Below are 24399 nucleotides of genomic sequence, written 5' to 3'. Positions count from 1 at the left end.
GCTACCGGCGCACCCGGAAGGGCAGCGCCGCCAGCCAGGCCAGCAGCAGCAGGCCCACCGCCTGTTCCCAGCCGCTGCGCACCGCCCGCTGCAGCGACAGGCCGGAGGCTTCGAGTGCCGCGCCCAGCGCGAGTTCCGCCAGCAGCACCACCAGCACGCCGGCCCCGGCCATGCCGGCGCGCGGGTCCCGCCCCGCATCCGCCGGCAGGCGTCGCGCGGCGATGCGGGCCAGCAGGAACAGGGCGACGGCCATCGCCGCGCCGTCCACCAGCGCCGCCGGCAACCCGCCGATGGCCGGCGCCAGCAGCAATTCCCGGATCGGCCCCAGCACCGCGCCGGCGAGGAAGGCCAGCGCGCCATAGAGCAGCCCGGCCGGCAGCCCGCGGGCGATCCCGTTCATGCCGCCGCGTCCCACAGCCGCGCCGCGCCCAGCACGCCGGAACTGTCGCCATGCCGCGCCCGCAGCAGCGGCGTGCCGACCACGTCGGAGAAGACATGCCCCGCCAGGGCGGCGGGCACGGCCGCGTAGAGATGTTCCATGTTGGACAGGCCCCCCGCCAGGACGATGCAGTCCGGATCCAGGATGTTCACCACATGCGCCAGGGCGCGCGCCAGCCGGTCGGCATGGCGGGACAGCGCCGCGGCGGCGCGCGTATCCCCGGCGGCGGCGCGGGCGGGCAGGGGGCTGGCATCGCGCGCCCCCGGCCCGTCGGCCTCGGCGGCCAGGGCCGGGCCGCAGAGGAAGGCCTCGATGCAGCCGCGCCTGCCGCACCAGCAGCGGGGGCCGGGGAATTCGTCTTCCGTCATCCAGGGCAGCGGGTTGTGGCCCCATTCGCCCGCGACCCTGTTCCGCCCTTCCAGGATGCGGCCGCCCTGGACGATCCCGGCCCCGACCCCGGTGCCGAGGATGACGGCGAAGACGGTCCCGTAGCCCGCGCCGGCGCCGTCCGCCGCCTCGCTCATCGCCAGGCAGTTGGCGTCGTTGCTGATCCGCACGGGCCGGCCCAGCCGCGCCGCCAGGTCGGCGTCCAGCCTTCCGCCGTTCAGCCAGGTGGAATTCGCCCCGCGCACCAGCCCGGTGGCGGGGGACAGGCTGCCGGGGATGCCGAGGCCCACCGTGCCGGGCCCGCCCAACTCCGCCTCCGCCGCCGCCACCATCCCGCCGACCAGGCCGATGACGCCGGCATAGTCCGGCGGCGTGGGCGCGCGGCGGCGCAGCCGCACCTGGCCGGCGGCGTCCAGCGCCGCGATCTCCGTCTTGGTACCGCCCAGGTCGATGCCGATGCGCCACATGTCCGGCAAGGTGCGGGCGGGCCGCCCCCGCCGCAAGCCTTGCGGCGGCCGGGCCCGGGTGCTGGACTTGCCGGAATGTCGGACACGCTCCTCGATGTGCAGGGCCTGACCTGCCCGCTGCCCGTGCTGAAGGCCAACAAGGCGCTGCGCGGCCTGCCGGCGGGCGCGCGCCTCACCGTCCTCGCCACCGATCCCGCCAGCGTGAAGGATTTTTCCGCGTTCTGCGCCGAGACCGGGCATGAACTGGTCGCCTCCACCGAGGAAGCGGGCATCTACCGCTTCGTCCTGCAGAAGAGGCCCGCATGAGCACGCTGCTGCTGACCCACCGGGCCTGCCTGCTGCACGACCCCGGCGACTTCCACCCGGAATGCCCGGACCGGCTGCGCGCCGTGCTGAAGGCCCTGGACCAGGAGGATTTTTCCGATCTGATCCGGGACGAGGCCCCGGAAGCGACGGTGGAGCAGCTCTGCCGGGTGCATCCGCGCAACTATGTGGACGCCATCCTCGGCATCCGGCCCGCGGCGGGGGAGAGCGTGCCGCTGGATGCCGACACCATCATGAGCCATGGCAGCGCCGAGGCCGCGCTGCGCGCCGCCGGCGCCGCGGTGGCGGCGACCGATGCGGTGATGGCGGGGGAGGTGCGGCGCGCCTTCTGCGCCACCCGGCCGCCCGGCCACCATGCCGAACCGTCGCGCCCCATGGGCTTCTGCTTCTTCGCCAATGCGGTGGTGGCGGCGCGGCATGCCCAGGCGCAGCACGGCGCGGCGCGCGTGGCGATCATCGACTTCGACGTCCATCACGGCAATGGCAGCCAGGCCTGCGTGGAGGGGGATGCCAGCATCCTCTACGCCTCCTCCCACCAATGGCCGCTCTATCCCGGCACCGGCGATGTGCGGGAGAAGGGGGTGGGCAACGTCTTCAACGCCACCCTGCCGCCGGGCGCCGATGGCGCCGCCTTCCGCGCCGCCTGGGCCGACATCCTGCTGCCGGCGGTGCAGGCCTTCGCGCCGGACCTCGTCGTCATCTCGGCCGGGTTCGATGCGCATGCCCGCGACCCGCTGGCGCAATTGCGGGTGCGGGAGCCGGATTTCGCCTGGCTGACCGCCGAGCTCTGCGCCATCGCCGAGAAGCACTGCCGCGGCAAGGTCGTCAGCCTGCTGGAAGGCGGCTACGACCTGGATGCGCTGGCGCACAGCACGGCGGCGCATGTGCGGGTGCTGATGCGGGCCTGAGGCGCGGATGAGCCTGGGTCCCGAGGATGTCCGCCGCCTCGCCCTCGCGCTGCCCGGCGCCGAGGCGGGCGCGCATATGGGCAAGGCGGATTTCCGCGTCGGCGGGAAGATCTTCGCCACGCTGCATGCCGATGGCGCGGTGGTGCTGAAATTCCGGCCGGAGCAGCAGGCGCTGCGCGTGGCGGAATGGCCCGCGCTCTTCGCGCCCGTTGCGGGCGGCTGGGGCCGTCAGGGATGGACGCGGCTGGCGCCCGGCACCGTGGAGGCCGAGATGCTGCAGGATGCGCTGGCGGCCGCCTGGCGCAATGTGGCGCCGAAGCGGCTGGCGAAGGCGCTGGACGAGGCCGCCGACGACCTGCCGGGCAGCCGATCCACCTGACCCGGTGACCCCGGCGGCACGGCGTGCCGCGATCCGTCCCGCGGCGGCCTGCCTTCGGACATGGACGCCGCGCCGCTGCACCATCGTCTCGTCGGGACGGAGGCACGGGTCGCGGCGGCCACGTCCCTCGACGATCCGCCAGGGAGCGGTTTCCGTTCGCCATGGCTCACGGCAACCGCTCTCGTCATCTGACCCTACGGGCATCTTCGCCCGCTCGGGTGATTCCACCTGAGCGGGATCCGTCCTAATCCGCCCCCGCCGCCCGCGCGCCGTCCGGCGGCGCGGCCTGCGCCCGGGCGCGCGGCCGCCGCTCCGCCAGCCGGCCCAGCGCGATGAACACCACCGGCGTGGTGAACAGCGTCAGCACCTGGCTGACCAGCAGCCCGCCGATCATGGCGATGCCCAGCGGCTGCCGCAGCTCCGCCCCCGTGCCGATGCCGAGCGCCAGCGGCACCGCGCCCAGCACCGCCGCCATGGTCGTCATCAGGATGGGGCGGAAGCGCTTCAGGCAGGCCTCGCGGATCGCCTCAACCGCGCCGGCGCCGCGCTGGCGCTGCGCCTGCAGCGCGAAATCCACCAGCATGATGCCGTTCTTCTTCACGATGCCGATCAGCAGGATGATGCCGATCAGTCCCATGACGTCGAGGCCGAAGCCGAGCAGCCAGAGCGAGACCAGCGCCCCCAGCCCGGCCGAGGGCAGCGTCGAGAGGATGGTCAGCGGGTGGACATAGCTCTCGTAGAGCATGCCGAGGATGATGTAGACCGCGACGATCGCCGCCGCGATCAGGTAGGGCTGGTTGGCCAGCGCCGCGTAGAAGGCCTGCGCATTGCCCTGGAACACGCCCTGCACGGAGGCCGGCGCGCCCAACGCCTCCCGCGCCTGCTCGATCGCCTGCGTCGCCTCTCCCAGCGACACGCCGGGCGCCAGGTTGAAGGACAGCGTCACCGCCGGGAACTGGTTGAGGTGGCTGATGGAGAGATAGGCGGTGCCGGAGGTGTCCACCGTGACGAAGGTGGAGAGCGGCACCCGCTGCCCGGTCACCGGCGATTGCAGGTACAGCCGCTTCAGCACCGCCTGCGGGTCGGCCTGCAGCGCCGGGTCCAGCTCCATGATGACGCGGTAGTAGGTGAGCTGGGTGAACCACTGCGCCACCACGCGCTGGCCGAAGGCGTCGGCCAGCGTGTCGTCGATCAGCCGCGGCTGGATGCCGAAGCGCGCCGCCAGGTCGCGGTCGATGGTCAGCTTCGCGGTGGGGCCGCCCGGCTGCTGGTCCGTCGCCACGTCGGTCAGCTGCGGCATGCCGCGCATCCGCTCCAGCATGCGCGGCGCCCAGGCGTTCAGCTCCTCGAGGTCCGGGTCGCGCAGCACGTACTGGTACTGGGTGCGCGACCCGCGGGCGGAGAGGTTGATGTCCTGCGCCGCCTGCAGGTACAGCGTGACGCCCGGCACCTGCTGCAGCTTCGCCCGCAGCCGGGCGATCACCTCGCCCGCCGTCGCGTCGCGGTGGCGGTGCGGCTTCAGGTCGATGAAGAAGCGGCCGGTGTTGGAGGTCTGGGTGCCGCCGGTCGCGCCCGCCGTGGCCAGCACATTCGCCACCGCCGGGTCGGCGCGGATGATCTCCATCAGCGCCACCTGCTTCTCCGACATGGCGGCGAAGGAGGTGTCGGGCGCCGCCTCCGCCGTGCCGGTGATGAAGCCGGTGTCCTGCTGCGGGAAGAAGCCCTTGGGGATGAGGATGTAGAGCCCGACGGTCGCGGCCAGGGTCGCGGCGAAGACGCCCAGCATCAGCCCGCGGCGGCGCAGGGCGAGGTCCAGCGCCCGGGCATAGCCCGCGTCCAGCCGCGCGAAGGCCGCCTCCAGCCCGCGGTCCAGCCACCCCAGCAGGCCCGGCCGCCGCCGCTGCGCCGCCCGCCGCCGCAGCAGCCGCGCCGACAGCGTCGGCACCAGCGTCAGCGAGACGAAGACCGAGAGCAGGATGGTGCCGGTGACCACCAGGGCGAATTCACGGAACAGCCGCCCCACCACCGCGCCCATCAGCAGCAGCGGGATGAACACGGCGATCAGGGAGACGCTGATGGCGACGACGGTGAAGCCGATCTCGGCTGCGCCCTCCTCGGCCGCGCGGCGCGGGTCCTCGCCCTCCTCCACCCGGCGGTAGATGTTCTCCAGCACCACGATGCCGTCATCGACCACGAAGCCGACGGCGATGACGAGCGCCATGAGCGAGAGGTTGTCGAGGCTGAATCCGGCCGGGACCATCAGCGCGACGGTGCCGAGCACGGCCACCACCACCACCAGCGCCGGCGGCAGCGTCGCCCGCCAGTCCCGCAGGAAGGCCAGCACCACCAGCACCACCAGGCCGAAGGTCAGCGCCAGGCTCGTCTCGATGTCGGAGACCGAGGTCCGGATGGTGGTGGTGCGGTCGGAGACGACCTGCACGTCCACCGCCGGCGGCACCGCGGCGCGCAATTTCGGCAGCGCCTCCCGGATGCGGCCCACCACCTCCACCACATTGGCGCCGGGCTGCTTGAACACCACCAGCGCCACGCCGCGCCGGCCGTTCTGCCAGGCGGCCAGCAGCCGGTTCTCTGCGCCGTCCACCGCCTGCCCGATATCGCCCAGCCGCACCGGCGCGCCGTTGCGCCAGGCGATGATCACCTCCTCTCAGCGCTTGGCCGCCAGCACCTGGTCGTTGGCCAGCACGGCGAAGGCCTGGCGCGGTCCCTCGAAGGCGCCCTTGGGGCGGTCCACCGTGGCGTTGTTCACCACCGTCCGCACGTCTTCCAGCCCGAGGCCGAGCGCCGCCACCAGGTCCGGGTCCAGCCGGATGCGGATGGCCGGCTTCTGCTCCCCGGTGATATTCACCTGGCCGACGCCGGTGATCTGCGAAAGCTGCTGCGCCAGCCTTGTGTCGGCATAGTCGTCCACCTGCTCGATCGGCAGGATGTCCGACTGGACGCTGATGATGACCACCGGCGGGTCGGCCGGGTTGACCTTGCGATACAGCGGCGGGGAGGGCAGGTCGGGCGGCAGCTGGCCGCCGGCCTGGTTGATGGCGGTCTGGATGTCTTGCGCCGCCGCGTCGATGCTGCGGGACAGCACGAATTGCACCGCGATGCTGGTATTGCCCAGCGCGCTGGTGGAGACGATCTGGCTGACGCCGGGGATCTGGGCGAATTGCCGTTCCAGCGGCGTCGCCACCGCGCTGGCCATCGTCTCCGGGCTGGCGCCCGGATACTGCACGCTGACCTGGATGGTGGGGAATTCCACCTGCGGCAGCGGCGCCACCGGCAGCAGCGGGTAGCCGACGATGCCCAGCAGCACGATGGCCGCCATCAGCAGCGATGTGGCGATGGGCCGCCTGATGAAGGGGGCGGAGATGCTCATCCGCGCGACGCCTGCGCCTGGGGCTGGCCCGGGGCTTCGCGCACCCGCGCGCCGGGGCGCAGGCGCTGCGTGCCGTCCGTCACCACCTGCTCCCCAGGCTGCAGCCCCTCCTCGATCACCATCACCCCGTCCGAGAGCGGGCCGAGCCGCACCTTGCGCAGCGCCACCGTGCCGTCCTGCATGCGCGCGAAGACGAAGGGGCCGTCCAGCCCGCGCTGCACGGCGGCGGGCGGCACGGTGACGGCGCCCCGCCGCGTCTCCAGCAGCAGCCGGGCGCTGACCAGCTGCCCGGGCCAGAGCGCGTCGTCGCGGTTGGCGAAGGCGGCCTTCAGCTGGATGGTGCCGCTGCCGGGGTCGATGCGGTTGTCGGCCAGCAGCAGCCGTCCTTCCGACAGCACGCGGCCGTCGCGCGACAGCGCCTGCACCGGCAGGCCATTGGCGGGCGGCTCGGCCGGGGCGCCGGGCGTTGCATCGGGCGGCGCCCCGCCCACGGCCTCCCGCTGCCGGCGCAGCACCTCGCCCAGCTCGTCCTGCGGCAGGGTGAACAGCAGGGCGATGGGATGCACCTGCGCGATCACCACCAGCCCGGTCGGGTCACCGGCGCGGACGATGTTGCCGGCATCCACCAGCCGCACGCCGAGCCGGCCGGCGATCGGCGCCGTGATCCGCGTGTAGCCGAGCTGGGTGCGGGCATTGTTGATCGCCGCGGCATCGGCCTGCACCGTCGCCTCGAATTGCGCGACCGTGGCGCGCTGGGTGTCGAGCTGCTGGCGGGAGGCGAACTGGGTCTGCGCCAGGGTGGCATAGCGCTGCAGGTCGAGCCGGGCATTGGCCAGCTGCGCCTCGTCCCGTGCCTTCTGCGCCACTGCCTGGTCCAGCGCCGCCTGGTAGGGTCGCGGGTCGATCTCCGCCAGCAGGTCGCCCTTCTCCACATCCTGCCCTTCGGTGAAGGCCACGCGGTCCAGCTGGCCATCCACCCGGCTGCGGATCGTCACGCTCTGGAAGGCCTGGACGCTGCCCAGGCCGCTGCGCCAGACCGGCACGTCGCGTGCCTGCGCCGCCGCCAGGGTGACGATGACGGCCGGGTCCTGCCCGGCCTCCCGCGGCGCGCCTGCGGCCGGCTCGGCCAGGAGCCGCCAGGCGGCGATGCCGCCGGCGAACAGGGCAAGGGTCAGGCAGGCGCCGGTCAGGGCGCGTCGGATGCGCATGCGGTCGGGGTCCCCGGCAGGCAACGAGAGCGGCAACCTGCGGTTCGGTGGCCGGCGGCTTACGCTCCGGCCAGATCAGGCGCGGTGACAGGCCATCGATCGGGATCGGCCGTCTTGTCGCATCCGCCGGCCCTGGCCGCGCGCGCGAGGCGGCGGCATGCGCCGCCCCCCGATCCGGGCAACCCCCCTGCGAGGCAGGGCCGGGCAACCGCGGGTCCATGCCCGCCCGCGCCCGGTTCCCGGCCCCGCCGGCCGATGCGGAGGGTCACCGGCGAAGGCGGGTGCCCCCGGCTGGCCGACCGTGCGGCCGAGGCCGGCCCCGGCGGCACGCGGCCTGACCTCCGGCGGGCCGCGCCGCCGGGCCTGCCGGGGTCGATCCTGTCCGCATGGAACGCCCGAACCCGCGGGGATGCCGTGCCGGCGATGGACCAGGGCCTTCTGTCCGGGCGACCGCGAATGCAGCCCGCCCCGGGCCGGGCGCTCAGCCCCGCGCCGCCGCCAGCACCCGCCGGGCTCCGTCCACCGCTCGGCGCGCCCGCGCCTCCGGCCCCAGGGTCTTCGCCAATTCCAGCGTCGGGATCTCCAGGCTCACCGGGATCGCCGGCGGCATCGCCCGCGCCAGCGGCAGCAGGTCCAGCCCGCCCTCGCCGGGGAACAGCCGCTCGGCCCGCGCCGTGTGCAGCAGGCCCTCGGTGGTGGTGGGCCGCTCGGCCGGCGCGTCGCAGAGTTGCCAGTAGTGCAGCCAGCCCGGCGGCACCGCGGCCAAGTCCGCCACCCGGCTGCGGGACCGGTCGACATGCAGCGCATCCACCAGCACGCCGCCATTGGGCTGCGCCGCGCCGCGCACCACGCGGATCGCCGCCGGCAGGTCCGGCACCGCCGTCCAGGGCATGAATTCCAGGTCGCCTGTCAGGCCGAAGCCCGCCGCCGCCTCGCAGAAGGCGGCGAAGCTTGCGGTCAGCCGCGCTTCCTCCGGGTCGTAGCCGGCCACCAGCACATGCTTCGCACCCAGCCGCGCCCCGGCTTCCAGCATCGGTAGGAATTCCGCCACGCGGGTGTCCGGCCGCAGCATGACGATCTCCAGGTCGGCGACCGCCACCCCGGTATCGGCCATGGCCGCCAGCGTCTCCCGCAGCAGGGCGGGGTCGTCCTGCAATGGGTAGCCGGCGGCGCCGGGCGCGACGGGCAGCAGCCGCAGCCCGGCCGCCCGGCATCCCGCCGCCGCCGCCACCCGGATCACCGCGGGCGGCGGCAGGTCGAGCACCGTGAGATGCGCCAGGCTGAAGACCGGCTCCATCCCGCCTACTTCAGGGGCGAGACGGCGGTCGGCAGGCAGAGCGTGCTGCGCATCTCCTGCAGCCAGGTCGGCCCGCCCTTGGGCGGCCAGATGCCGCGGGCGATGGCGTCGGCGCGGATCGCCAGCCGGTCGTTCATCGACTTGTAGGCCCAGATATGGGTGAAGCGCGGCGGCCCATCCACGGCATGCATGGCGACGACCAGCGGCGAAAGCTCCAGCCGCGCCGGCAATTGCTCCTGCCAGGCGGCCATGGTCGGCGCCAGGCCGCCGGTCTTGAAGATGTAGCTGCGCACTTCATAGACCGGGCCGAGATCGCCGCCCTCCGGCACCGGCGGGATGAAGGGGAAGGGGGCATAGCCGTCCATCGACAGGCCGGTGAGCCATTCGCCGCAGCCGAAGGGGCTGCTGCTGGTCAGCGCGCGCTGCTTCTCGGCCGCCATCGCCGCGTCATCGGCGAAGCTGCGCAGCACCAGGATCTGGTTGAGCAGCCCGACCTCGGAGGCCCAGACGGCGTGCAGCCTGCCCTTCCCCTCCTTCGCCCAGGCCTCGATCGCCGGCGCGGCCTTGGGCGCGGCGCCGATGGTGGTGGAGAGGAAGGCAAGTTCGAAACGCTGCATGGACGGCCCCCGGGCGCGATGTGCGCGGATGGTGCAGGGGCGCTGCCCGGGGCGCAACCGCGGGCGAGGGGGCCGTCGCCCCCCTCGCGTTCCCGCCACCAGGGGTCAGGCGACCCCTGGACCGGTCTGATTGATCGCCATGGGAGGGGCCCCTCCCATGGCGATTGAACCACTGCCGGGGCAAGGGGCCTCGCCGGAGGCCCCGGTGGGGTCGGTGCGGGAAGGCCAAAGCCCCTCCCGTGGCCCTGGACGCGCCGGTGCCTTGCTGCCATGCGCCGCGCAACGAACCGGGAGAGGACCGCCATGCGCCGCCGCCACCTGCTGACCCTTGCCGCGCTGCCCGCCGCCGCCCGCGCCCAGGCGCCGGAGGGCTGGCGGCCGGACCGCCCGGTGCGCGTCGTCGTCCCCTTCGCCCCCGGCGGCACCACCGACGTGGTCGCGCGGGTGGTGGCGGAAGCGGCGGGTGGCGCGCTCGGCCAGCCCTGGGTGGTGGAGAACCGGCCGGGCGGCGCCGCCGGCCTGGTCGGCATGGATGCCGTGGCGAAGGCGGCGCCGGATGGCCAGACCATCCTCATCCACTCCAACGGCCATGTGCTGGCGCCGGCGCTGGTGGCGCGGCCGCCGGTGGACCCCATCGCGGATTTCAGCGGCATCGCCATGATCGGCCGCATCCCGCAGGTGCTGGTCGTGAACCCCCGATCCGGCCTGGCGACCCTGGCCGAACTGGTGGCGCGGCTGCGGGCGGAGCCGGGGCGGCACCATTTCGCCAGCGCCGGCATCGGCAGCGCCGTGCATGTCGCGGGCGAGGTGTTCCGCGCCGTCACCGGCACGGACATCCAGCCGGTGCATTACCGCGGCGGCGGCCCGGCCATGCAGGCGGTGATCACCGGCGAGGCGATCTTCACCGTGGACCCGGTGGCCTCGGCCGGCGGGCATGTCCGCGGCGGCACGGTGCGGGGGCTGGCCATCGCCGGGCCGCAGCGCTTCGCCGGCCTGCCGGAGGTGCCGACCGCCGCCGAGGCCGGGCTGCCGGAATTCCGCGCGGAATCCTGGCTGGTGGCGCTGGCGCCGGCCCGCACCCCGCCGGCGGTCCTCGCCGCCCTGGGGATGGCGATCGCCGCATCGCGCGACCGGGCGGCGGCCCGCCTGGCGGAGCTGGGCGTGCAGCCGCTGCCGGAAGCCGGGACCCAGGCGGCGCTGATGGCCTGGATGCGGCGGGAGATGGACCGGGGCATCGCCCTGCTGCGCGCCGCGGGCGTCCAGCCGGATTGAGGTCCGCGGCCGGGATCGCCGCGCGGGCCGGGGCGGATCGCGGGCGGGCGCGAATGCCCGGACGCCGGCGGCCGCGGCACGCGCGGGGGCCTGGATCGGCGCCCGCCGGGCGAGCGCACCCGCCCTTCCGGCAGCGCCCTCCGTCGCGTGGCGCCCGGTCCGGGACACGCGGGCTTGATGCGCCGCGAGGAACGAATGACCGCCGCATTGCATAGTTGACAGCCGCGTCCCGGTATCCGACCAGCCGCGCACCGAAGACCGCGCGGCCCGGCCGCCGGCACCGAAGAGGAGTTCCGCATGTCCCGCCTCGCCCGCCGGGCGCTGCTCGCCCTGGCCGCCACGGGCCTCGCCGCCGCCCCCGTGGCCGCGCAGCAATACCCGGCCCGCCCCATCACCATGATCGTCCCCTTCGCTGCCGGCGGCCCGACCGACACGGTGGCGCGACTGGCGGCGGAGGCGATGGGCCGCGACCTGGGCCAGACCATCGTGGTGGAGAATGCCGGCGGCGCCGGCGGCACCATCGGCGCCCAGCGCGTCGCCCAGGCCCGGCCGGACGGCTACACCCTGCTGCTGCACCATATCGGCATGTCGACGGCGCCGACGCTGTACCGCCGCCTGGCCTATGACCCGGTCGGCGGGTTCGAGACGGTGGGCCTGGTCACCGAGGTGCCGATGACCCTGGTGGCGCGCAAGGACTTCCCGGCCAATACCCTGGCCGAGGCCATCGCCGTCATCCGCCGCGACAAGGAGAAGCTGAACTACGCCAATGCCGGCATCGGCGCCGCCAGCCATCTCTGCGGCCTGCTGCTGATGAAGGCGGTCGACACGCCCATGACCACCGTGCCCTTCCGCGGCACCGCGCCGGCCATGCAGGAATTGCTCGCCGGCCGGGTGGACCTGCTCTGCGACCAGACCACCAACACGACCGAGCAGATCAACAGCGGCGCGGTGAAGGTCTTCTCCGTCACCACGCCGCAGCGCCTGTCGCCGCTGCCGAATGTCCCGACCTCGGCCGAGGGCGGGCTGCCGGAATTCCAGATCACCGTCTGGCACGGGCTGTACGCGCCGAAGGGCACGCCGGCGGCGGTGACCCAGCGCCTCTCCCAGGCGCTGCAGGTGGCGCTGCGCGATCCCAAGCTGGTCGCCCGCTTCGCCGAGCTGGGCACCGCGCCGGTGGCGCAGGAGATGGCGACGCCGGACGCGCATCGCCGCTTCTGGCAGGCCGACACCGCCAAGTGGCGGCCGATCATCCAGGCGGCCGGGCAATACGCCGACTGAACCCCAGCGCGGGCCGTGTCGCGGCCCGCCCGGGAACCGCGCGCCGCATCCCTGCGGCGCCAGCAGCGGCTTCTGCGTGCCTCCGAACGCCCCGGCCGCCCCAGGCTCCAGCGGCTTAGTTTCAGAATTGAACGCCGCGCCGCTGTAGCGTGTTGTTTTCAGGGCAGAGTCACGCTCCGGGCCGTTCACGGCGCTCCGCGATCCGCTCAAGGTCATCCGGGGCGGATCCACGCGCCGCGACCCGCTCCGGCCCGCGGCAGAGGGCCATGCCACGGGCGGTGCATGGCCTGCCGCGCACCGCCCGGGCCGCTCAATCCGCCACGATCCCCGCTTCCTTCGCCATGCGCGTCCAGCTCTCGCGGTCGCGCACCAGGCGTTCCCGCACCTCCGCCCCCGTGGCGAAGCGCGGGAAATTGGCGAAGCCGAGGATCACCCGCGGCAGGTCGCTGTTCTCCATCACCCAGCCCAGCCCGTCCTCCAGCCGCCGGAGGATGGCGGGCGGCGTGCCCGCCGGCGCCGCCAGCGCCGACCAGGAGGTGAATTCGTAGCCGGGCAGCCCCGCCTCATCCACCGTCGGGACGTCCGGCAGGCTGGGATGCCGCCGGCGGGAGGTGAGGGCGAGCACCCGCACCCGCCCCGCCTCATGCCCGCCCTTCATCAGCGAATAGCCGTCGATCATCATCTGCACCCGGCCGGCCACGAGGTCCTGGAAGGCCGGGCCGCTGCCGCGATAGGGCACATGGACGATGTCGAGATCGGCCATGCGCTTGAACTGCTCGAAGGCGAAATGCGGCACGCCGCCCGACCCGCCGGAGCCCATGTTCAGCATGCCCGGCCGGGCGCGGGCCATGTCCATCAGGTCCTGCAAGGTGCGCGCCGGGAAGTCGGCCGGCACCGCGATGGCCAGCGGCCCCATCGTCACCTGGCCGACAAAGGCGAAGTCCCGCAGCGTATCGAAGCCCAGGTTCGGGAAGAGCGCATGCGTGGTGTAGTTGCCGACATTGCCGAAGAACAGCGTGTAGCCATCGGCCGGCGACTTCGCGACATGGTCCATGGCGATGTTGCCGTTGTTGCCGGCGCGGTTGTCGATGAGGATCGAGACGCCCAGCCGGTCGCCCAGGCGCTGGAAGGTCGGCCGCGCCAGCGTGTCCACCCCGCCCCCGGGCGGGAAGCCGATGACCACGCGGATGGGGCGGCTGGGATAGGCCGGGTCCGCCGCGGTCTGGGCGGGGGCGGGCCGCGCCAGCGGCAGCATGCCGAGGCCGGCGAGCAGGCGCCGGCGGCCAGGCTTGTTCGGCATCGTCTTCCTCCCGCGTCCTTCTTGTGCCGGCAAGCCTGCCAAGGGCCGCCGGCGCGGCGCAAGCACGAAGCCGGGGGGCCGGGGCAGGGCAGGCCGCGCCCGTCCGGCCGGCTTGCCGCGCCGCCGCCCGGCATGCGAGCCTGCCACGATAAAGCCCCGGGGAGGGGACCTTGCAGGATCGCCGAAGCATCATGTCCGCAGGCCTGGCCGGGGTCGGCGCCGCCGCCCTGCCTGCCGCGCCCATCCGGCTGGCACAGGCGCAGACGCCGCCGGCCGCGCCTGCGCTGCCCTATCGCCGCCATGCCGTCCGCGCGCCGGATGGCGTGACGATCGCCGCCTACGAGTATGGCAACCCGCAGGGCCAGGCGATCCTGCTGGTGCATGGCTACCAGCAGGCGGCCATGTCCTGGGACCGGCAGACCCGCGACCCCGACCTGGCGCGGGAATTCCGCCTGGTGGCGATCGACCTGCGCGGCCATGGGATGAGCGGCAAGCCGGAGGGCGACCAGCACTACAAGCCCGGCCAGGTCTGGGCCGACGACGTGAAGTCGGTGATCGACCAGCTTTCCCTCTCGAAGCCGGTGCTGGTCGGCTGGTCCTATGGCGGGCGGGTGATGGGGGACTACCTGAACGCCCATGGCCATGCCGCGCTGGGCGCGATGAACTGGGTGGGCGCCACCGCCTCGGTCGCCGATCCGAAGCGCTTCGGCCGCGCCGGCCGCTTCAACACGCCGGCCACCGGCCTGTCGGACGACCCTGCCACCGCCATCCGCGGCACCGTCGCCTTCCTGCGCGAATGCTTCGAGCTGCAGCCCACCGCGTCCGACTTCGAGACCATGCTGGCCTTCAACATGATGGTGCCGCGGCATGTCCGCATGGCGCTGCAGGGACGGCCGCTGGACATCGAGGCGCGGCTGAAGGCGCTCGACATCCCCGTGCTGGTGACGCACGGCGCGCTGGACAAGGCGGTGGATGTGTCCATGGGCCGCTACACCGCCGGCGTCGTGCCGGGCGCGACGCTTTCGGTCTATGACGGCATCGGCCACGCCCCCTTCTGGGAGGATGCGCCGCGCTTCAACCGCGAGCTGGCGGCGCTGGCGCGCTCCGTCCGCCGGGCCTGAGAGTGGCTGACGGCAGGCCTGCCGTCGCAGAGTCGATAGCTTCACGGTCTCTGAGCAGGAGGGACGAGACGATGGACGGCATGACCAAGCCGGACTGCCCCTGGAACCGCACCGAGGAATCCCTCGGCAACTCGGTCGAGCTGCAGCATGTGAACCTGCGCGTGCCCGACCAGCTGAAGGCGACCGCCTTCTACATCTCGGCGCTGGGCCTGACGCGCGACCCGTACCTGGTGACGGGCATCGAGAACATGTGGGCCAATGCCGGCGTCAGCCAGTTCCACCTGCCGACCGGCCCGGCGCAGCGGCTGCGCGGCAGCATCGGCCTGGTGCTGCCGAACCGCGAGCAGCTCCTCCACCGCCTGCAGACCGCCCGCCGCTGGCTGGACGGGACGCTCTATTCCTTCGAGGAGCGGGAGGACCATGTCGCGGTCACCTGCCCCTGGGGCAACCGCATCCGCTGCCATGCGCCGGATGCCGACCGCTTCGGCCGCATCCTCCTCGGCATCCCCTATGTCGAGTTCGACGTCGCCCCCGGCACGCTGGACGGCATCGTCCGCTTCTACCGGGAGATCGTGTCGGCCCCCGCCGCGGTGGTGGACGGCGTCGCCCGCGTGCTGGTCGCGCCGGGGCAATACCTGACCTTCCGCGAGACCGACGCGCCGCAGCCGGCCTATGACGGCCACCACATCCAGCTGGCCTTCGTCGATTTCGGCGGCGTGCACGCGAAACTCGCCGAACGCGGGCTGATCAGCCAGGAGGACAGCGCCCACCAGTACCGCTTCATCAAGCTGGTGGACCCGGACAACGGCAAGCTGCTGTTCGAGGTGGAGCACGAATGCCGGTCCACCACGCATCCGCTGTTCATGCGCAAGCTGGTGAACCGGAATCCCGCGACGACCAACCTGATCTATGCGACCGGGCACGAGGAACTGGCCTGGGCGATGCCGCCCGCCTAAGCGAGAGGGCTCTGCCCTCTCGCGCTCTCCCGCCAAAGGCCGAAAGGCCTTTGGAAACCTCGAGTCAGAGTCCGAGATAGACTTTTCGGACGAGTTCGTTGTCCTGCAGGGCGGCGGCCGACTCGCCCTCGAACACCATCTTGCCGTGGACGATCACATATCCCCGGTCGGCGATGCGGACGGCCTGGTGGAAATTCTGCTCCGCCATCAGCACCGTCAGGCCGAGCCGCTGCTTCATCTCCGCGATCATCTCCATCGTCCGCGCCACCAGGATGGGGGCGAGGCCCACCGAAGGCTCGTCCACCAGCAGGATGCGCGGCGCCGACATGACCGCGCGGCCGAGCGCGACCATCTGCTGCTCGCCTCCGCTCATGCTGCCGACAAGCTGCGCGCGGCGTTCCTTCAGCCGCGGGAACATCTCGAAGCAGAGCGCGAGATTCTCCGCCAGCCTCTCCCGCGCCACCGGCCTGTACGCGCCGAGGCGGAGATTCTGCTCCACGCTCAGGCGCGGAAACAGCCGCCGCCCCTCCGGCACCAGCACGATGCCAAGCTCCACGACCTGCTCGGGCGAGAGCCCCACCAGGTCGGTCGCCACGCCGTCGAAGACCGCCCGCACGCGGCCCGCCGTCGGCCGCACCTGGCCCATGATGCTGCGCATCAGCGTGGTCTTGCCGTTGCCATTGGTGCCCAGCAGCACCACCGTCTGCCCGGCGGGCACCGTCAGCGAGACATCCTCCAGCACCCGCACCGCGCCATAGCCGGCATCGATCCCGGACAGCTCCAGCGCGCTACTGCTTGCCAAGATAGGCTCCCTCGACCTCCGGCATGGCCAGCACCTCGCGCGGCTCGCCATCCGCGATCTTGCGTCCCGCGACGAAGACCACCAGGCGTTCGGAGAATTCCGTCACCGCACGCATGATGTGCTCGATCATGATCACTGCCGTGCCGGCCGCGTTCATGCGCAGCAGCAAGGCGATGATCTGGTCGACCTCGGCGTGCGAAAGTCCCGCCATCGCCTCGTCCGCGATCAGCAGCTGCGGCCGCAGGGCAATGGCCCGTGCCAGCTCCAGCCGGCGCTGCTCCACCTGCGTCAGCTCCTTCGGCAGCTTGTCGGCCTTGGCGGCCAGCTCCACCTGCTCCAGGCATTCGAAGGCGCGCGCGCTGGCATGCGCGGCCTCGCCCGCGAACAGCAGCGGCACGCGCACATTCTCCAGGACGGTCAGGCTGGCGAAGGGCTGCGGCAGCTGGAAGGTGCGCGCGAGGCCCAGCCGCGCGCGGCGGTGCGGCTTCAGCCCGTCCAGAAGCTGCCCGCCCAGGGTGACCTTGCCGTCATGCGCAGCGAAGTCGCCGCTGATGCAGTTGACGAAGGTGGATTTGCCGGACCCGTTGGGGCCGATCAGCCCCAGCCTCTCGCCCGCCCGCAACTCGATATTCACATCGGCCAGCGCGGTGAAGCCGCCGAAGCGCTTGCCGACGCCTTCCGCGCGCAGCAGGACCGCGCCGCTCATCGGTTGCGGAACCAGCCGATGATGCCGCGCGGGAACAGGGCGACGAAGATCACCAGCATCCAGCCGACGATCCAGAGATTGAGCGCGGAGGAGATGGTCACGGTCGCCGCCTGCTGCAGCGTCGCCAGCAGAACCGCGCCGATGACGGGGCCGAGCCAGGTGCCGGCGCCGCCGATCAGCGGCATGGCGATGGAGTTCACGGCATAGGCCAGGTTGAAGGCGCCTTCCGGGTTGATGTAGCCGGCATAGAAGGGCAGCGGCGCGCCGGCCACGCCCATCAGCGCGCCCGACAGGGTGCAGGCGATCAGCTTGAGCCGCAGCGTCGGCACGCCCACCGCTTCGGCGGCGCGTTCGTTGTCGCGGATCGCCTGCAATCCGGTGCCGAGGCGGGACATCTCGACGGTACGGCCGATGCCCACCGCCAGCACCGCCAGCACCAGCATGACGATGAAGATGTATTCGCCATAGCTGGCGAAGCCCGGCACCGTCATCGGGCGGATGATGTAGGCCCCGCGCGACCCGCCCACGTAATCCCAGTTCACGATCAGCGTCTGCAGCACCACCGCCAGGCAGAGCGTGGCGATGGAGAAATACACCCCCCGCAGCCGCAGCGTCAGGTAGCCTGTGCCGAGGCCGAGCAGCCCCGCCACTACCGCCCCGCCGAGGATGCCGGGGATCACCCCAAGCCCCATGCTCTCGTACAGCACGATGGCGGTGTAGGACCCCGCCGCCATGAAGCCGGCGGCGCCGAAATTCACGTAGCCGGCATAGCCGCCCAGGATGTTCCAGGCCGCCGCCAGGACGACGTATTGCAGGACGAAATAGCCAGCATACCAGCCATATTCGTTGCCCAGCAGCCGCAGCGCCACGGCCAGCGCGACCGCGACGGCGGTGGCCCCCAGCCAGTAGGAGAGGTGGCGGCGCTCGCCCGCCACCGCCGGCGCCGGCAGGGCGGTCGCGCTCATGCCGCCCTCCCGAACAGGCCCTGCGGCCGCACCGCCAGCACCAGCAGCAGCCAGCCGAAGGCGACCGCCGGCGACCAGGACGGGCCGAAGAAGCTGGCCGTCAGGTTCTCCACCACGCCGAACAGCAGCGCCGCCATGACGCAGCCCGAAAGGCTGGCCATGCCGCCCATGATGCACACCGCGAAGACCCGGCCGATGAAGACATGGTGGGAGGAGGGCTCGATCGGCTGCACCACCACCAGCGCGCCGCCGGCGATGGCGGCGAAGCCGACCGAGATGCCGAAGGCCAGCCGCTTGATCCGCACCGGGTCCACAGCCATCAGCCGCAGCGCCTGCGCATCCTGCGCCACCGCGGCGATCGCCAGGCCGATGAAGGTCCGCTGCAGGAACAGCCAGAGCAGCCCGATGGCCGCCAGCGAGACCAGCGCCGGGATCAGCATCCGCAGCGGCACGTCGATCTCGCCGAAGCGCCAGGTGGTGAAGGCCCAGTCGGGGTCGAGGAAGCGCTGCTCCGGCCCGAAGGCCATCACCAGCCCGACCTCGATGATGAACATGACGCCGAAGAAGAACGCCAGGCCCTGCAGCGCCTCGTCGCCCCGCCGTTCGAAGAAATGGTGGTAGGCGGTGTAGATCCCCATCCCCAGCAGCGCGAAGGCCGGCGCCACCAGCAGCGCCATCAGCAGCGGGTCCAGCCCCAGCGCGCCGCCGAGCAGGATTACCGCGAAGCCCGCCGCCACCATCAGCGCGGGATGCGCGATGTTCACGATGTCCAGCATGCCGAAGGAGACGGCGAGGCCGCTGGCCGCGGCGGCGTAGAGCCCGCCGAGCAGCAAACCGCTGACGATCCCGTTCAGCAGCAGCGAAAGCGTGGGGTCCATCCCCCGGCCTCAGGCCGGGGCGCCGTAGGGGGTCCGCAGCGTGCCGGACTTCAGTTCCGGCGGATACAGGATCACCTTGGTGCCCGGGCGCTTGTACTTCTCCAGGTCGCCATCGGTGATGTTCTGGAACTGCACGAACAGGTTCCGCGGCGTCGCCCATTCGCCGAGATTGCCGAACTTGACGTCGCCGACGATGGTGCTGAAGGGGTTGGCCTTCATGTCGGCGGCCAGCGCCGCCTGGTCCAGGCTGCGGGCGCGGTTCACCGCCTGCTCCACCACCTGCATCTGGGCATAGGCATAGGGCTGCAGGTAGTTGCCCAGCACGTCGGTCTGCTCCTGCGGGGCGCGGGCGCGGTATTTCTCCTGGAAGGCCTCGACGCCGGGGAACTTCATGGTCGGCTCGGGCGAATAGACGTCCCAGTTCACCAGGTTGTTCAGGATGGGGCCAAGCTGCGCCTGCACCGCCGCGATCTGCGGCCCCACCATGCCGCCGCCGAACAGCGCCGCGGTCAGCTTCAGTTCGCTGACGGCGCGCAGGATGCCGTTCGAATCCGGCGGGTAGGACGCGAAGAAGACCACGTCCGGCCGCGCCGCCTGGATGGCGCGGATGGTCGGCGTGAAATCCACCGTGGTCGGCGGATAGGACCGGTCGTAGACGATCCGCAGCCCGTATTCGCGGGACATGCTGCGCACGCTCTCGGCCGCGCGCTGCGCGAAGTCGTTGTCGACGGCGAGGATGGAGATGGTGCGCGGCGGCGTCGGCAGCATCTTCGTGCATTCGAGGAAGCCGCGGGCATAGGTGCCCTTGATGTCGTCGCCGGTGACGTTCATCGAGAAGTAGCGGTCGTATCGCAGCTTCTCGTTCACCCCGGCGCCGAACAGCGACACATAGGTCATGCCGCGCTGCATGATGACGGGCATGGACGGCGCGATCATCGCCGTCGCATAGGGCGAGGTGACGATGTCCACCTTATCGACGTCGATCAGCTTGGTGTAGAGCGAGGGGACGTTGGCCGGGTTCGACTGGTCGTCGTAGGAGACGATCTGCACCGGCCGTCCCATCAGCCCGCCCCTGGCGTTCACGTCCTCCGCCCAGATCCGGTGCGCGAGGAGGGAGGAGCGGCCATTGGCCGCCAGCCCGCCCGACAGCGACATGGCATAGCCGATGCGGATCGGGTTGCTGCCCTGGGCCAGCGCCGGGAAGGCGCCGGCGGCGGTGGAGATGGCGCCGGCCATCGCCGCACGCCCCAGCCCGCGGCGGGTCATCTCGGTCATTCTTGTGTCCTCCCTGTGTCGCCGCTTATTCCGCGGCTGGCATCATCTGCGATGGGTCGGCGCCGACGCGCCCGCCGCTCTCCCCGGCGGCGAGGCGCGAGAGGCGGAAATCGTAGCGTATGGCGGGCAGGTCGGCGCGCGGCGCGCCCGGCTGGCCGCGCCGCGGCATCACCACCAGGGAGTCCGAGACGCCGAACACCGTGTCGCTGCCGATATTCGGGTCGTCGCCCATGTAGAGCGCGGTGACCAGCTCGCGGTAGCCCGGCGCCTGCACCAGGATATGGATGTGGCCCGGCCGCATGCCGTGGCGGTCCTGCTTCTGCACGAACTGCCCGACCGGCCCGTCCATCGGGATGGAATAGCCGATCGGCTTCACCGTCCGCATGTGGAAGCGGCCCTGCGCGTCGGTGCGGTAGCGGCCGCGCATGTCCATGTGCTCGGCGTCGTTCGCCTGCAGGTCATACAGGCCTGTGGCATCCACCTGCCAGATGTCGATCTCGGCATCCGCGACCGCCCGGCCCTCGGCATCCGTCACCTCGCCGAACAGGATGATCTCCTCGCCGCCCTTGTCGGTCGCGGCGATGCTCTCGCCGGCGGCGAATTCCGGCGCCTTCTCGCGGAAGAAGGGGCCCAGCAGGCTGGTCTCGGTCCCCGCCGCCTCCCGCCCCTTGGCGTCGTGCATCACGTTCACCAGGCGCGACAGGCCCAGCACGTCGGACAGCAGGATGAATTCCTGCCGGAAGGGCGTGCAGGCCTGGCCGACGGCGGTCAGGAAGGCGATGCCGGCCAGCCATTCGTCGGGCTTCAGCTCCACCTCCCGCGCGAACTCGTGCAGGTGGCGGATGGCGGCATCCATGATCTCGCGCAGGCGCGGGTCCGGCGTCTTCGCCATCTGCGCCAGCGCCTCGGCGGTCACGCCCATCCGATCGAGATCGGGCATCGCGGTCGCTCCCTCGTCGCGCCTCGGCGGCGCAGTTAGGGTAACGATGCGCGGGCCCCGGCCCTGCGGTCAATCCGCAATCCCCTCCGATATCCCTTCCACCGGCCGGCCGCTCAGCGCCAGCAGGCGAGGCAGGGTCAGGCCCAGCGCCGGCTCGGCCTCCGGCTGCGGCAGCCGCCGCTCGATGAAGGCACCCAGGCGGCGGCTGCGCGCCACCGCGGCGCGGGACGGCGGGATGCGCGCGGCGGCGTAGCGCGCCAGCGCGGCCGGGATGTCGGCCGCCTCGGCCAGCGCCTCGGCCAGCGCCAGCGCATCCTGCGCCGCCTTCAGCACGCCGGTGCCGACATGCGGCCGGGCGACGAAGGCGGCATCGCCCAGCAGCGCCACCCGGCCGAAGGCCATCCCCGGGCTTTCCAGGTCGTAGATCGGCTGCACCAGGAATTGCCGGGCGCGCGCCGGCGCCTCGGCATAGGGGGCGGGCAGGCGCGCCGCGGCATCCGCCTGCAGCGCCGCCGCATGGTCCGGCCGGATCAGCGCGGGCGGGATGGAATAGGCATGGGCCCGGCCGCTAGCATCCGTCAGCAGGTCCGTCAGCGCGGCGCCGCCATCCACCGGGTAGTACCAGAGGAAATTGTACCGCCGCCGACCGGGCGCGACGCTCTCGTCGAGGCCGGGGATGGGGTAGCCGACCGTCTGGCCCCGGCCGGGAAAGCCGAAGGTGAACTGCTCGAAGACCGGGGCGAATTCCGGGGAGAACTCGGCTTCCTCCACCACCCCGCGCCAGCCGACATAGCCGGCATAGATGGGCGCGACCTGCGGCGCGACCGTGGCCCGCACGGCGGAGCGGAAGCCGTCCGCGCCCACCAGCAGGTCGGCCGTCACCTGCGCGCCGTCGGCGAACCGGGCGGTGACGGCATCGGCATCCTGCGTGACCGCGACCAGGTCCCGGCCGTGATGGTAGCGGTCCGCCGGGAAGGCGCGGCGCAGCGGGTTGAAGACGCGGCCCCAGGCGGTGACGTATTGCGGGTAGTCCTGCCGCGCCACCACCCGCCCTGCGGCATCCACCGCGCAGCGGCCCGGCACGCGCACGCCGGGCGCCTGCTCGTCCCGGACGCCGGCTTCCCGCATGATCGCCTCGGTCTCCGGATGGTGGGCGATGCCGGTGCCGCGCGATTCCAGCCCGCCGGTCGCCCGCTCATGCACCTGCACGTCCCAGCCGCGGCGCAGCAGCAGGTTGGCGGCGAACAGCCCGCCGACCGAGCCGCCGATGACGATGGCGCGCCGCGCTGTTGCCTGCGGCATGCGCGTCCCTCTCTGCTGCTTGCCGCCAGGGCAGCAGGCCGCGCGACGCGGCGCAAGCCTCAGCGCCGCCCCAGCCGCAGCCCCAGCATGGCCAGCCCCGCGGCGGCGATGGCGAAGGCCGCCGGCGCGCCCAGCCCGCCGATGGCCAGGCCCATCGCCACCGGCCCCAGCGACTGGCCGGCGAAGAAGTGGCAGGCATGCAGCGCCACGGCGGAGCCCCGCGCCTCCGGCGCCACCTCCGTCACCCGGGTCTGGATGCTGTTGTGGACCATGTAGAAGCCGGTCCCCAGCACCAGGCCGGCGGCGATGAACAGCGAGGCCGCCGGGGCGAAGGCGAAGCCCAGCAAAGCCAGGCCGGCGATGATGCCGCCCGCCTTTACCATGCGGGACTGGCCGAGGCGCCCCAGCATGGGCCGCGCCAGCGCGGCATAGGCGAAGCCGCCGCAGCCGAAGGCGGCGACCGCCAGCCCCGCCTCCAGCGCCGCATTGCCGCCGGGGGCCAGGCCGCGCGCCTCCAGCACCGGGGCGAGGTAGGGGAAGCTGCCGAAGACCAGCACGCCCTCGACGAAGACGCCGGCATAGAGCAGGCGGGCGGCGGGCAGGCCGAGGATGTGGCGGTAGCGCTGGATGGCCCGGGCCGGCTCGAAGCGCCGCCGCGGCTCCGGCGGGCCGCCGAAGGGGATGAGGAAGAGCAGGATGGCGGCGATCAGCGCCACGGCGCCGCAAAGCGCCAGCACGCCGCGCCAGCCCAGCACCGGCGCCAGCAGGCCGGCCATGGCGCCGCCGCCGATCTGCCCGGCGATGGCGAAGACCACCACGCGGCTGAGCGCGACCTGGCGTTCGGCGATCGGCACCGCATCGCCAACGGTGGCGAGGGTGAGGGGCATGACGCCGCCCGCCGCCATGCCGGTCAGCGCCCGCAGCAGCACCAGGGTGCCGAGGTCGGGCGCCAGCGGCGCCAGCAGCGCGAAGACGGACAGCAGCAGCAGCGCCACGCGGATGATCCGCCGCTTGCCCAGCGCGTCGCCGACCGGGCCCAGGATGGGCTGGATGGCGGCGAAGGGCACCGCGAAGGCGGTGGCGAGCAGCGCGGCGCGGTCGGCCGAGGTGCCGAATTCACCCGCGATGGTGGTGACGAAGGGGTCGGTCACCCGGCTGCTCAGCGCGCCGGAGAAGGAGGCGATGCCGAGCAGCAGGATCAGGCGGGTGACGGGCACGGCCGCGCCGGGCGGCGGGCCGGCGGGGTCGGCGGGCATCGCAGGCATATGGGCCTGTCCGCCGGCGCCGTCCATCCGCGGACCGGCGCCTGCCATGGCGCCGGGCGGCCGTCCGGCGCCGCAGGGTCAGCGGCGCATCTGGCCGCGCTTGATCTCCCGCTCCACCGCCGCGCGCTCGGCCGAGCCGAGGCGGCGGACGATCTCCCGCACGATGGCGGGGCTGATGCGGTGCCGCTTGGCCAGGTAGGCGATCTCCTCCTCGACACGGGCGGCGTCTTGGGCATCCTGGGGGGCGGCTTTCGCCGGTGTCTGTGCCACGGGGACTATCCTGCTATGCCGGCCACGCCGGGGCGTGACCGAGCCGAAGAATGGGCATGAAGGGAAGGCGGGCCGCGGCGCGGCCAGTCCGCCCTGATGTGGGAAGCGCGATGGCGAATTGCCCCTGTCGGGGCGCCGCGCCCACCCGCGCCGGACGCAGGGGAGACCCCCGCCGACGCCATGGCTCCCTCAGCGCGGCCGCGGCGCGGTCGTTTCGTCCCGCAGCCCGGCCGCCCTGGGATGTGACGGCCGGCTGAGGATATAGGCCGCCACCGCCAGCAGGCAGGCGCCGGCGATGCCGGAGGCCACCAGGTTGCGGAAGACCACCGCCACCATCAGCCAGCCCAGCGCCATGCCGGCCAGCGCGGCCCGCTTGGCGCGCGGGCTGATGCTCCCATGGTCCTCCCAGTGGCGCAATGTCGCGCCGAAGCGGGGATGCTGCCGCAGCCTCTCGCGCAGTTGCGGGTTGGCGCGGCCGAAGGCCCAGGCCGCGACGATCAGGAAGATGGTGGTCGGCATCAGCGGCAGCACCGCGCCGATGCCGGCCAGCACCAGGCAGAGATAGCCGAGGCCGAGCAGCATCGGACGGCTGGGCCCGCGCCGCGGCGGGGTCGCGGCGGGGGCCCGCGCGGCGGTGGCGGCGGCGCTCTCCGGG

The 24399-nt window shown here is 72.9% G+C and carries 23 protein-coding genes and 1 pseudogene; 7 read left to right on the top strand and 17 right to left on the bottom strand.

Going from position 1 to position 24399, the window contains the following annotated elements; all coding sequences use genetic code 11:
* Position 1: 1 nt before the first annotated feature.
* Both E2C05_RS10705 and E2C05_RS10700 read right to left on the bottom strand, forming a co-directional pair.
* Positions 2 to 400 carry a hypothetical protein gene (locus E2C05_RS10705; RefSeq protein ID WP_133219614.1) on the bottom strand — a complete coding sequence of 133 codons (399 nt, stop codon included), beginning with the start codon at positions 398 to 400 and terminating at the stop codon, positions 2 to 4.
* Positions 397 to 1293, bottom strand: coding sequence for an ROK family protein (locus E2C05_RS10700; RefSeq protein WP_133219613.1), 897 nt, complete (start codon positions 1291 to 1293; stop codon positions 397 to 399). The genes E2C05_RS10705 and E2C05_RS10700 overlap by 4 nt, the downstream gene beginning before the upstream one ends.
* 75 nt (positions 1294 to 1368) lie before the next feature.
* Here E2C05_RS10700 and E2C05_RS10695 point away from each other — a divergent pair, with 75 nt between their 5' ends.
* Genes E2C05_RS10695 through E2C05_RS10685 form a run of 3 tightly spaced genes read left to right on the top strand, consistent with a single transcriptional unit; the run spans position 1369 to position 2904 of the window.
* Positions 1369 to 1599 (top strand): sulfurtransferase TusA family protein, encoded by a 231-nt coding sequence (locus tag E2C05_RS10695; RefSeq protein WP_133219612.1) that lies wholly within the window; start codon positions 1369 to 1371, stop codon positions 1597 to 1599.
* Positions 1596 to 2525, top strand: coding sequence for a histone deacetylase family protein (locus tag E2C05_RS10690; RefSeq protein ID WP_133219611.1), 930 nt, complete (start codon positions 1596 to 1598; stop codon positions 2523 to 2525). Before E2C05_RS10695 ends, E2C05_RS10690 begins: the two co-directional genes overlap by 4 nt.
* A 7-nt stretch (positions 2526 to 2532) precedes the next feature.
* On the top strand, positions 2533 to 2904 hold the full coding sequence (locus tag E2C05_RS10685; protein ID WP_133219610.1) for an MmcQ/YjbR family DNA-binding protein: 372 nt from the start codon (positions 2533 to 2535) through the stop codon (positions 2902 to 2904).
* Positions 2905 to 3148: 244 nt separating this feature from the next.
* On the opposite strand, the pseudogene E2C05_RS10680 reads toward E2C05_RS10685, so the two are convergent.
* From E2C05_RS10680 to E2C05_RS10665, 4 genes and pseudogenes are all read right to left on the bottom strand, one after another.
* A pseudogene (locus E2C05_RS10680) lies at positions 3149 to 6292 on the bottom strand (efflux RND transporter permease subunit).
* On the bottom strand, positions 6289 to 7500 hold the full coding sequence (locus tag E2C05_RS10675; RefSeq protein WP_133219609.1) for an efflux RND transporter periplasmic adaptor subunit: 1212 nt from the start codon (positions 7498 to 7500) through the stop codon (positions 6289 to 6291). The pseudogene E2C05_RS10680 and the gene E2C05_RS10675 overlap by 4 nt, the downstream one beginning before the upstream one ends.
* Before the next feature lie 481 nt (positions 7501 to 7981).
* Positions 7982 to 8797 (bottom strand): sugar phosphate isomerase/epimerase family protein, encoded by an 816-nt coding sequence (locus tag E2C05_RS10670; protein ID WP_133219608.1) that lies wholly within the window; start codon positions 8795 to 8797, stop codon positions 7982 to 7984.
* Positions 8798 to 8802: 5 nt separating this feature from the next.
* The gene (locus E2C05_RS10665) at positions 8803 to 9414 is read right to left on the bottom strand and encodes an NIPSNAP family protein (protein WP_133219607.1); all 612 of its coding nucleotides are present in this window, start codon (positions 9412 to 9414) and stop codon (positions 8803 to 8805) included.
* 303 nt (positions 9415 to 9717) lie between these two features.
* On the opposite strand from E2C05_RS10665, the gene E2C05_RS10660 reads away from it, so the two are divergent.
* Together E2C05_RS10660 and E2C05_RS10655 are read left to right on the top strand one after the other, a co-directional pair.
* Positions 9718 to 10686 carry a tripartite tricarboxylate transporter substrate-binding protein gene (locus E2C05_RS10660; RefSeq protein ID WP_158292049.1) on the top strand — a complete coding sequence of 323 codons (969 nt, stop codon included), beginning with the start codon at positions 9718 to 9720 and terminating at the stop codon, positions 10684 to 10686.
* A gap of 297 nt (positions 10687 to 10983) precedes the next feature.
* A complete protein-coding gene (locus E2C05_RS10655) occupies positions 10984 to 11964 on the top strand; it encodes a tripartite tricarboxylate transporter substrate-binding protein (RefSeq protein WP_133219605.1) in 981 nt (326 codons plus the stop codon).
* Positions 11965 to 12274: 310 nt separating this feature from the next.
* Here the strand turns inward: E2C05_RS10655 and E2C05_RS10650 are convergent, their stop codons facing one another.
* Positions 12275 to 13264: a Bug family tripartite tricarboxylate transporter substrate binding protein gene (locus tag E2C05_RS10650; protein WP_133219604.1), complete on the bottom strand. Its 990-nt coding sequence runs from the start codon at positions 13262 to 13264 to the stop codon at positions 12275 to 12277.
* A 191-nt stretch (positions 13265 to 13455) separates the two neighbouring features.
* Here E2C05_RS10650 and E2C05_RS10645 point away from each other — a divergent pair, with 191 nt between their 5' ends.
* Together E2C05_RS10645 and E2C05_RS10640 are read left to right on the top strand one after the other, a co-directional pair.
* Positions 13456 to 14385 (top strand): alpha/beta fold hydrolase, encoded by a 930-nt coding sequence (locus E2C05_RS10645; protein ID WP_133219603.1) that lies wholly within the window; start codon positions 13456 to 13458, stop codon positions 14383 to 14385.
* Positions 14386 to 14456: 71 nt separating this feature from the next.
* Positions 14457 to 15341, top strand: a complete 885-nt coding sequence (locus tag E2C05_RS10640) for a VOC family protein (protein ID WP_200305344.1) — start codon at positions 14457 to 14459, stop codon at positions 15339 to 15341.
* Between the two features lie 64 nt (positions 15342 to 15405).
* On the opposite strand, the gene E2C05_RS10635 is transcribed toward E2C05_RS10640, so the two are convergent.
* From E2C05_RS10635 to E2C05_RS10590, 10 genes are all read right to left on the bottom strand, one after another.
* Positions 15406 to 16143 (bottom strand): ABC transporter ATP-binding protein, encoded by a 738-nt coding sequence (locus E2C05_RS10635; protein ID WP_240046701.1) that lies wholly within the window; start codon positions 16141 to 16143, stop codon positions 15406 to 15408.
* Positions 16130 to 16849: an ABC transporter ATP-binding protein gene (locus tag E2C05_RS10630; RefSeq protein WP_133219601.1), complete on the bottom strand. Its 720-nt coding sequence runs from the start codon at positions 16847 to 16849 to the stop codon at positions 16130 to 16132. Before E2C05_RS10630 ends, E2C05_RS10635 begins: the two co-directional genes overlap by 14 nt.
* Positions 16846 to 17814 (bottom strand): branched-chain amino acid ABC transporter permease, encoded by a 969-nt coding sequence (locus E2C05_RS10625; RefSeq protein WP_133219600.1) that lies wholly within the window; start codon positions 17812 to 17814, stop codon positions 16846 to 16848. Before E2C05_RS10625 ends, E2C05_RS10630 begins: the two co-directional genes overlap by 4 nt.
* The gene (locus tag E2C05_RS10620; RefSeq protein ID WP_133219599.1) at positions 17811 to 18692 is read right to left on the bottom strand and encodes a branched-chain amino acid ABC transporter permease; all 882 of its coding nucleotides are present in this window, start codon (positions 18690 to 18692) and stop codon (positions 17811 to 17813) included. The genes E2C05_RS10625 and E2C05_RS10620 overlap by 4 nt, the downstream gene beginning before the upstream one ends.
* 9 nt (positions 18693 to 18701) lie before the next feature.
* Positions 18702 to 19967, bottom strand: a complete 1266-nt coding sequence (locus tag E2C05_RS10615) for an amino acid ABC transporter substrate-binding protein (RefSeq protein WP_133219598.1) — start codon at positions 19965 to 19967, stop codon at positions 18702 to 18704.
* A 25-nt stretch (positions 19968 to 19992) separates the two neighbouring features.
* On the bottom strand, positions 19993 to 20907 hold the full coding sequence (locus E2C05_RS10610) for a dioxygenase family protein (RefSeq protein ID WP_133219597.1): 915 nt from the start codon (positions 20905 to 20907) through the stop codon (positions 19993 to 19995).
* A gap of 69 nt (positions 20908 to 20976) precedes the next feature.
* Positions 20977 to 22209, bottom strand: a complete 1233-nt coding sequence (locus E2C05_RS10605) for an FAD binding domain-containing protein (RefSeq protein ID WP_133219596.1) — start codon at positions 22207 to 22209, stop codon at positions 20977 to 20979.
* A gap of 59 nt (positions 22210 to 22268) precedes the next feature.
* A complete protein-coding gene (locus E2C05_RS10600; protein WP_133219595.1) occupies positions 22269 to 23465 on the bottom strand; it encodes an MFS transporter in 1197 nt (398 codons plus the stop codon).
* Between the two features lie 87 nt (positions 23466 to 23552).
* Positions 23553 to 23744, bottom strand: a complete 192-nt coding sequence (locus tag E2C05_RS10595) for a hypothetical protein (RefSeq protein ID WP_133219594.1) — start codon at positions 23742 to 23744, stop codon at positions 23553 to 23555.
* A 189-nt stretch (positions 23745 to 23933) separates the two neighbouring features.
* The coding region (locus E2C05_RS10590) for a YbaN family protein (protein ID WP_205082779.1) at positions 23934 to 24399 on the bottom strand (466 nt) is incomplete at its 5' end.

The organism is Paracraurococcus ruber (genome assembly GCF_004353985.1).
Lineage (GTDB): Bacteria > Pseudomonadota > Alphaproteobacteria > Acetobacterales > Acetobacteraceae > Paracraurococcus > Paracraurococcus ruber.
The sequence above is the reverse complement of the archived record's forward strand: the minus strand, read 5'-3'. Positions and strand labels throughout refer to the sequence as shown.

What these genes read in the sequence shown, in the direction of transcription:
- E2C05_RS10705 (WP_133219614.1), bottom strand. Translation starts at nt 400, where the DNA reads ATGAACGGGATCGCCCGCGGGCTGCCGGCCGGGCTGCTCTATGGCGCG.
- E2C05_RS10700 (WP_133219613.1), bottom strand. Translation starts at nt 1,293, where the DNA reads ATGTGGCGCATCGGCATCGACCTGGGCGGTACCAAGACGGAGATCGCG.
- E2C05_RS10695 (WP_133219612.1), top strand. Translation starts at nt 1,369, where the DNA reads ATGTCGGACACGCTCCTCGATGTGCAGGGCCTGACCTGCCCGCTGCCC.
- E2C05_RS10690 (WP_133219611.1), top strand. Translation starts at nt 1,596, where the DNA reads ATGAGCACGCTGCTGCTGACCCACCGGGCCTGCCTGCTGCACGACCCC.
- E2C05_RS10685 (WP_133219610.1), top strand. Translation starts at nt 2,533, where the DNA reads ATGAGCCTGGGTCCCGAGGATGTCCGCCGCCTCGCCCTCGCGCTGCCC.
- E2C05_RS10675 (WP_133219609.1), bottom strand. Translation starts at nt 7,500, where the DNA reads ATGCGCATCCGACGCGCCCTGACCGGCGCCTGCCTGACCCTTGCCCTG.
- E2C05_RS10670 (WP_133219608.1), bottom strand. Translation starts at nt 8,797, where the DNA reads ATGGAGCCGGTCTTCAGCCTGGCGCATCTCACGGTGCTCGACCTGCCG.
- E2C05_RS10665 (WP_133219607.1), bottom strand. Translation starts at nt 9,414, where the DNA reads ATGCAGCGTTTCGAACTTGCCTTCCTCTCCACCACCATCGGCGCCGCG.
- E2C05_RS10660 (WP_158292049.1), top strand. Translation starts at nt 9,718, where the DNA reads ATGCGCCGCCGCCACCTGCTGACCCTTGCCGCGCTGCCCGCCGCCGCC.
- E2C05_RS10655 (WP_133219605.1), top strand. Translation starts at nt 10,984, where the DNA reads ATGTCCCGCCTCGCCCGCCGGGCGCTGCTCGCCCTGGCCGCCACGGGC.
- E2C05_RS10650 (WP_133219604.1), bottom strand. Translation starts at nt 13,264, where the DNA reads ATGCCGAACAAGCCTGGCCGCCGGCGCCTGCTCGCCGGCCTCGGCATG.
- E2C05_RS10645 (WP_133219603.1), top strand. Translation starts at nt 13,456, where the DNA reads ATGTCCGCAGGCCTGGCCGGGGTCGGCGCCGCCGCCCTGCCTGCCGCG.
- E2C05_RS10640 (WP_200305344.1), top strand. Translation starts at nt 14,457, where the DNA reads ATGGACGGCATGACCAAGCCGGACTGCCCCTGGAACCGCACCGAGGAA.
- E2C05_RS10630 (WP_133219601.1), bottom strand. Translation starts at nt 16,849, where the DNA reads ATGAGCGGCGCGGTCCTGCTGCGCGCGGAAGGCGTCGGCAAGCGCTTC.
- E2C05_RS10625 (WP_133219600.1), bottom strand. Translation starts at nt 17,814, where the DNA reads ATGAGCGCGACCGCCCTGCCGGCGCCGGCGGTGGCGGGCGAGCGCCGC.
- E2C05_RS10620 (WP_133219599.1), bottom strand. Translation starts at nt 18,692, where the DNA reads ATGGACCCCACGCTTTCGCTGCTGCTGAACGGGATCGTCAGCGGTTTG.
- E2C05_RS10615 (WP_133219598.1), bottom strand. Translation starts at nt 19,967, where the DNA reads ATGACCGAGATGACCCGCCGCGGGCTGGGGCGTGCGGCGATGGCCGGC.
- E2C05_RS10610 (WP_133219597.1), bottom strand. Translation starts at nt 20,907, where the DNA reads ATGCCCGATCTCGATCGGATGGGCGTGACCGCCGAGGCGCTGGCGCAG.
- E2C05_RS10605 (WP_133219596.1), bottom strand. Translation starts at nt 22,209, where the DNA reads ATGCCGCAGGCAACAGCGCGGCGCGCCATCGTCATCGGCGGCTCGGTC.
- E2C05_RS10600 (WP_133219595.1), bottom strand. Translation starts at nt 23,465, where the DNA reads ATGCCCGCCGACCCCGCCGGCCCGCCGCCCGGCGCGGCCGTGCCCGTC.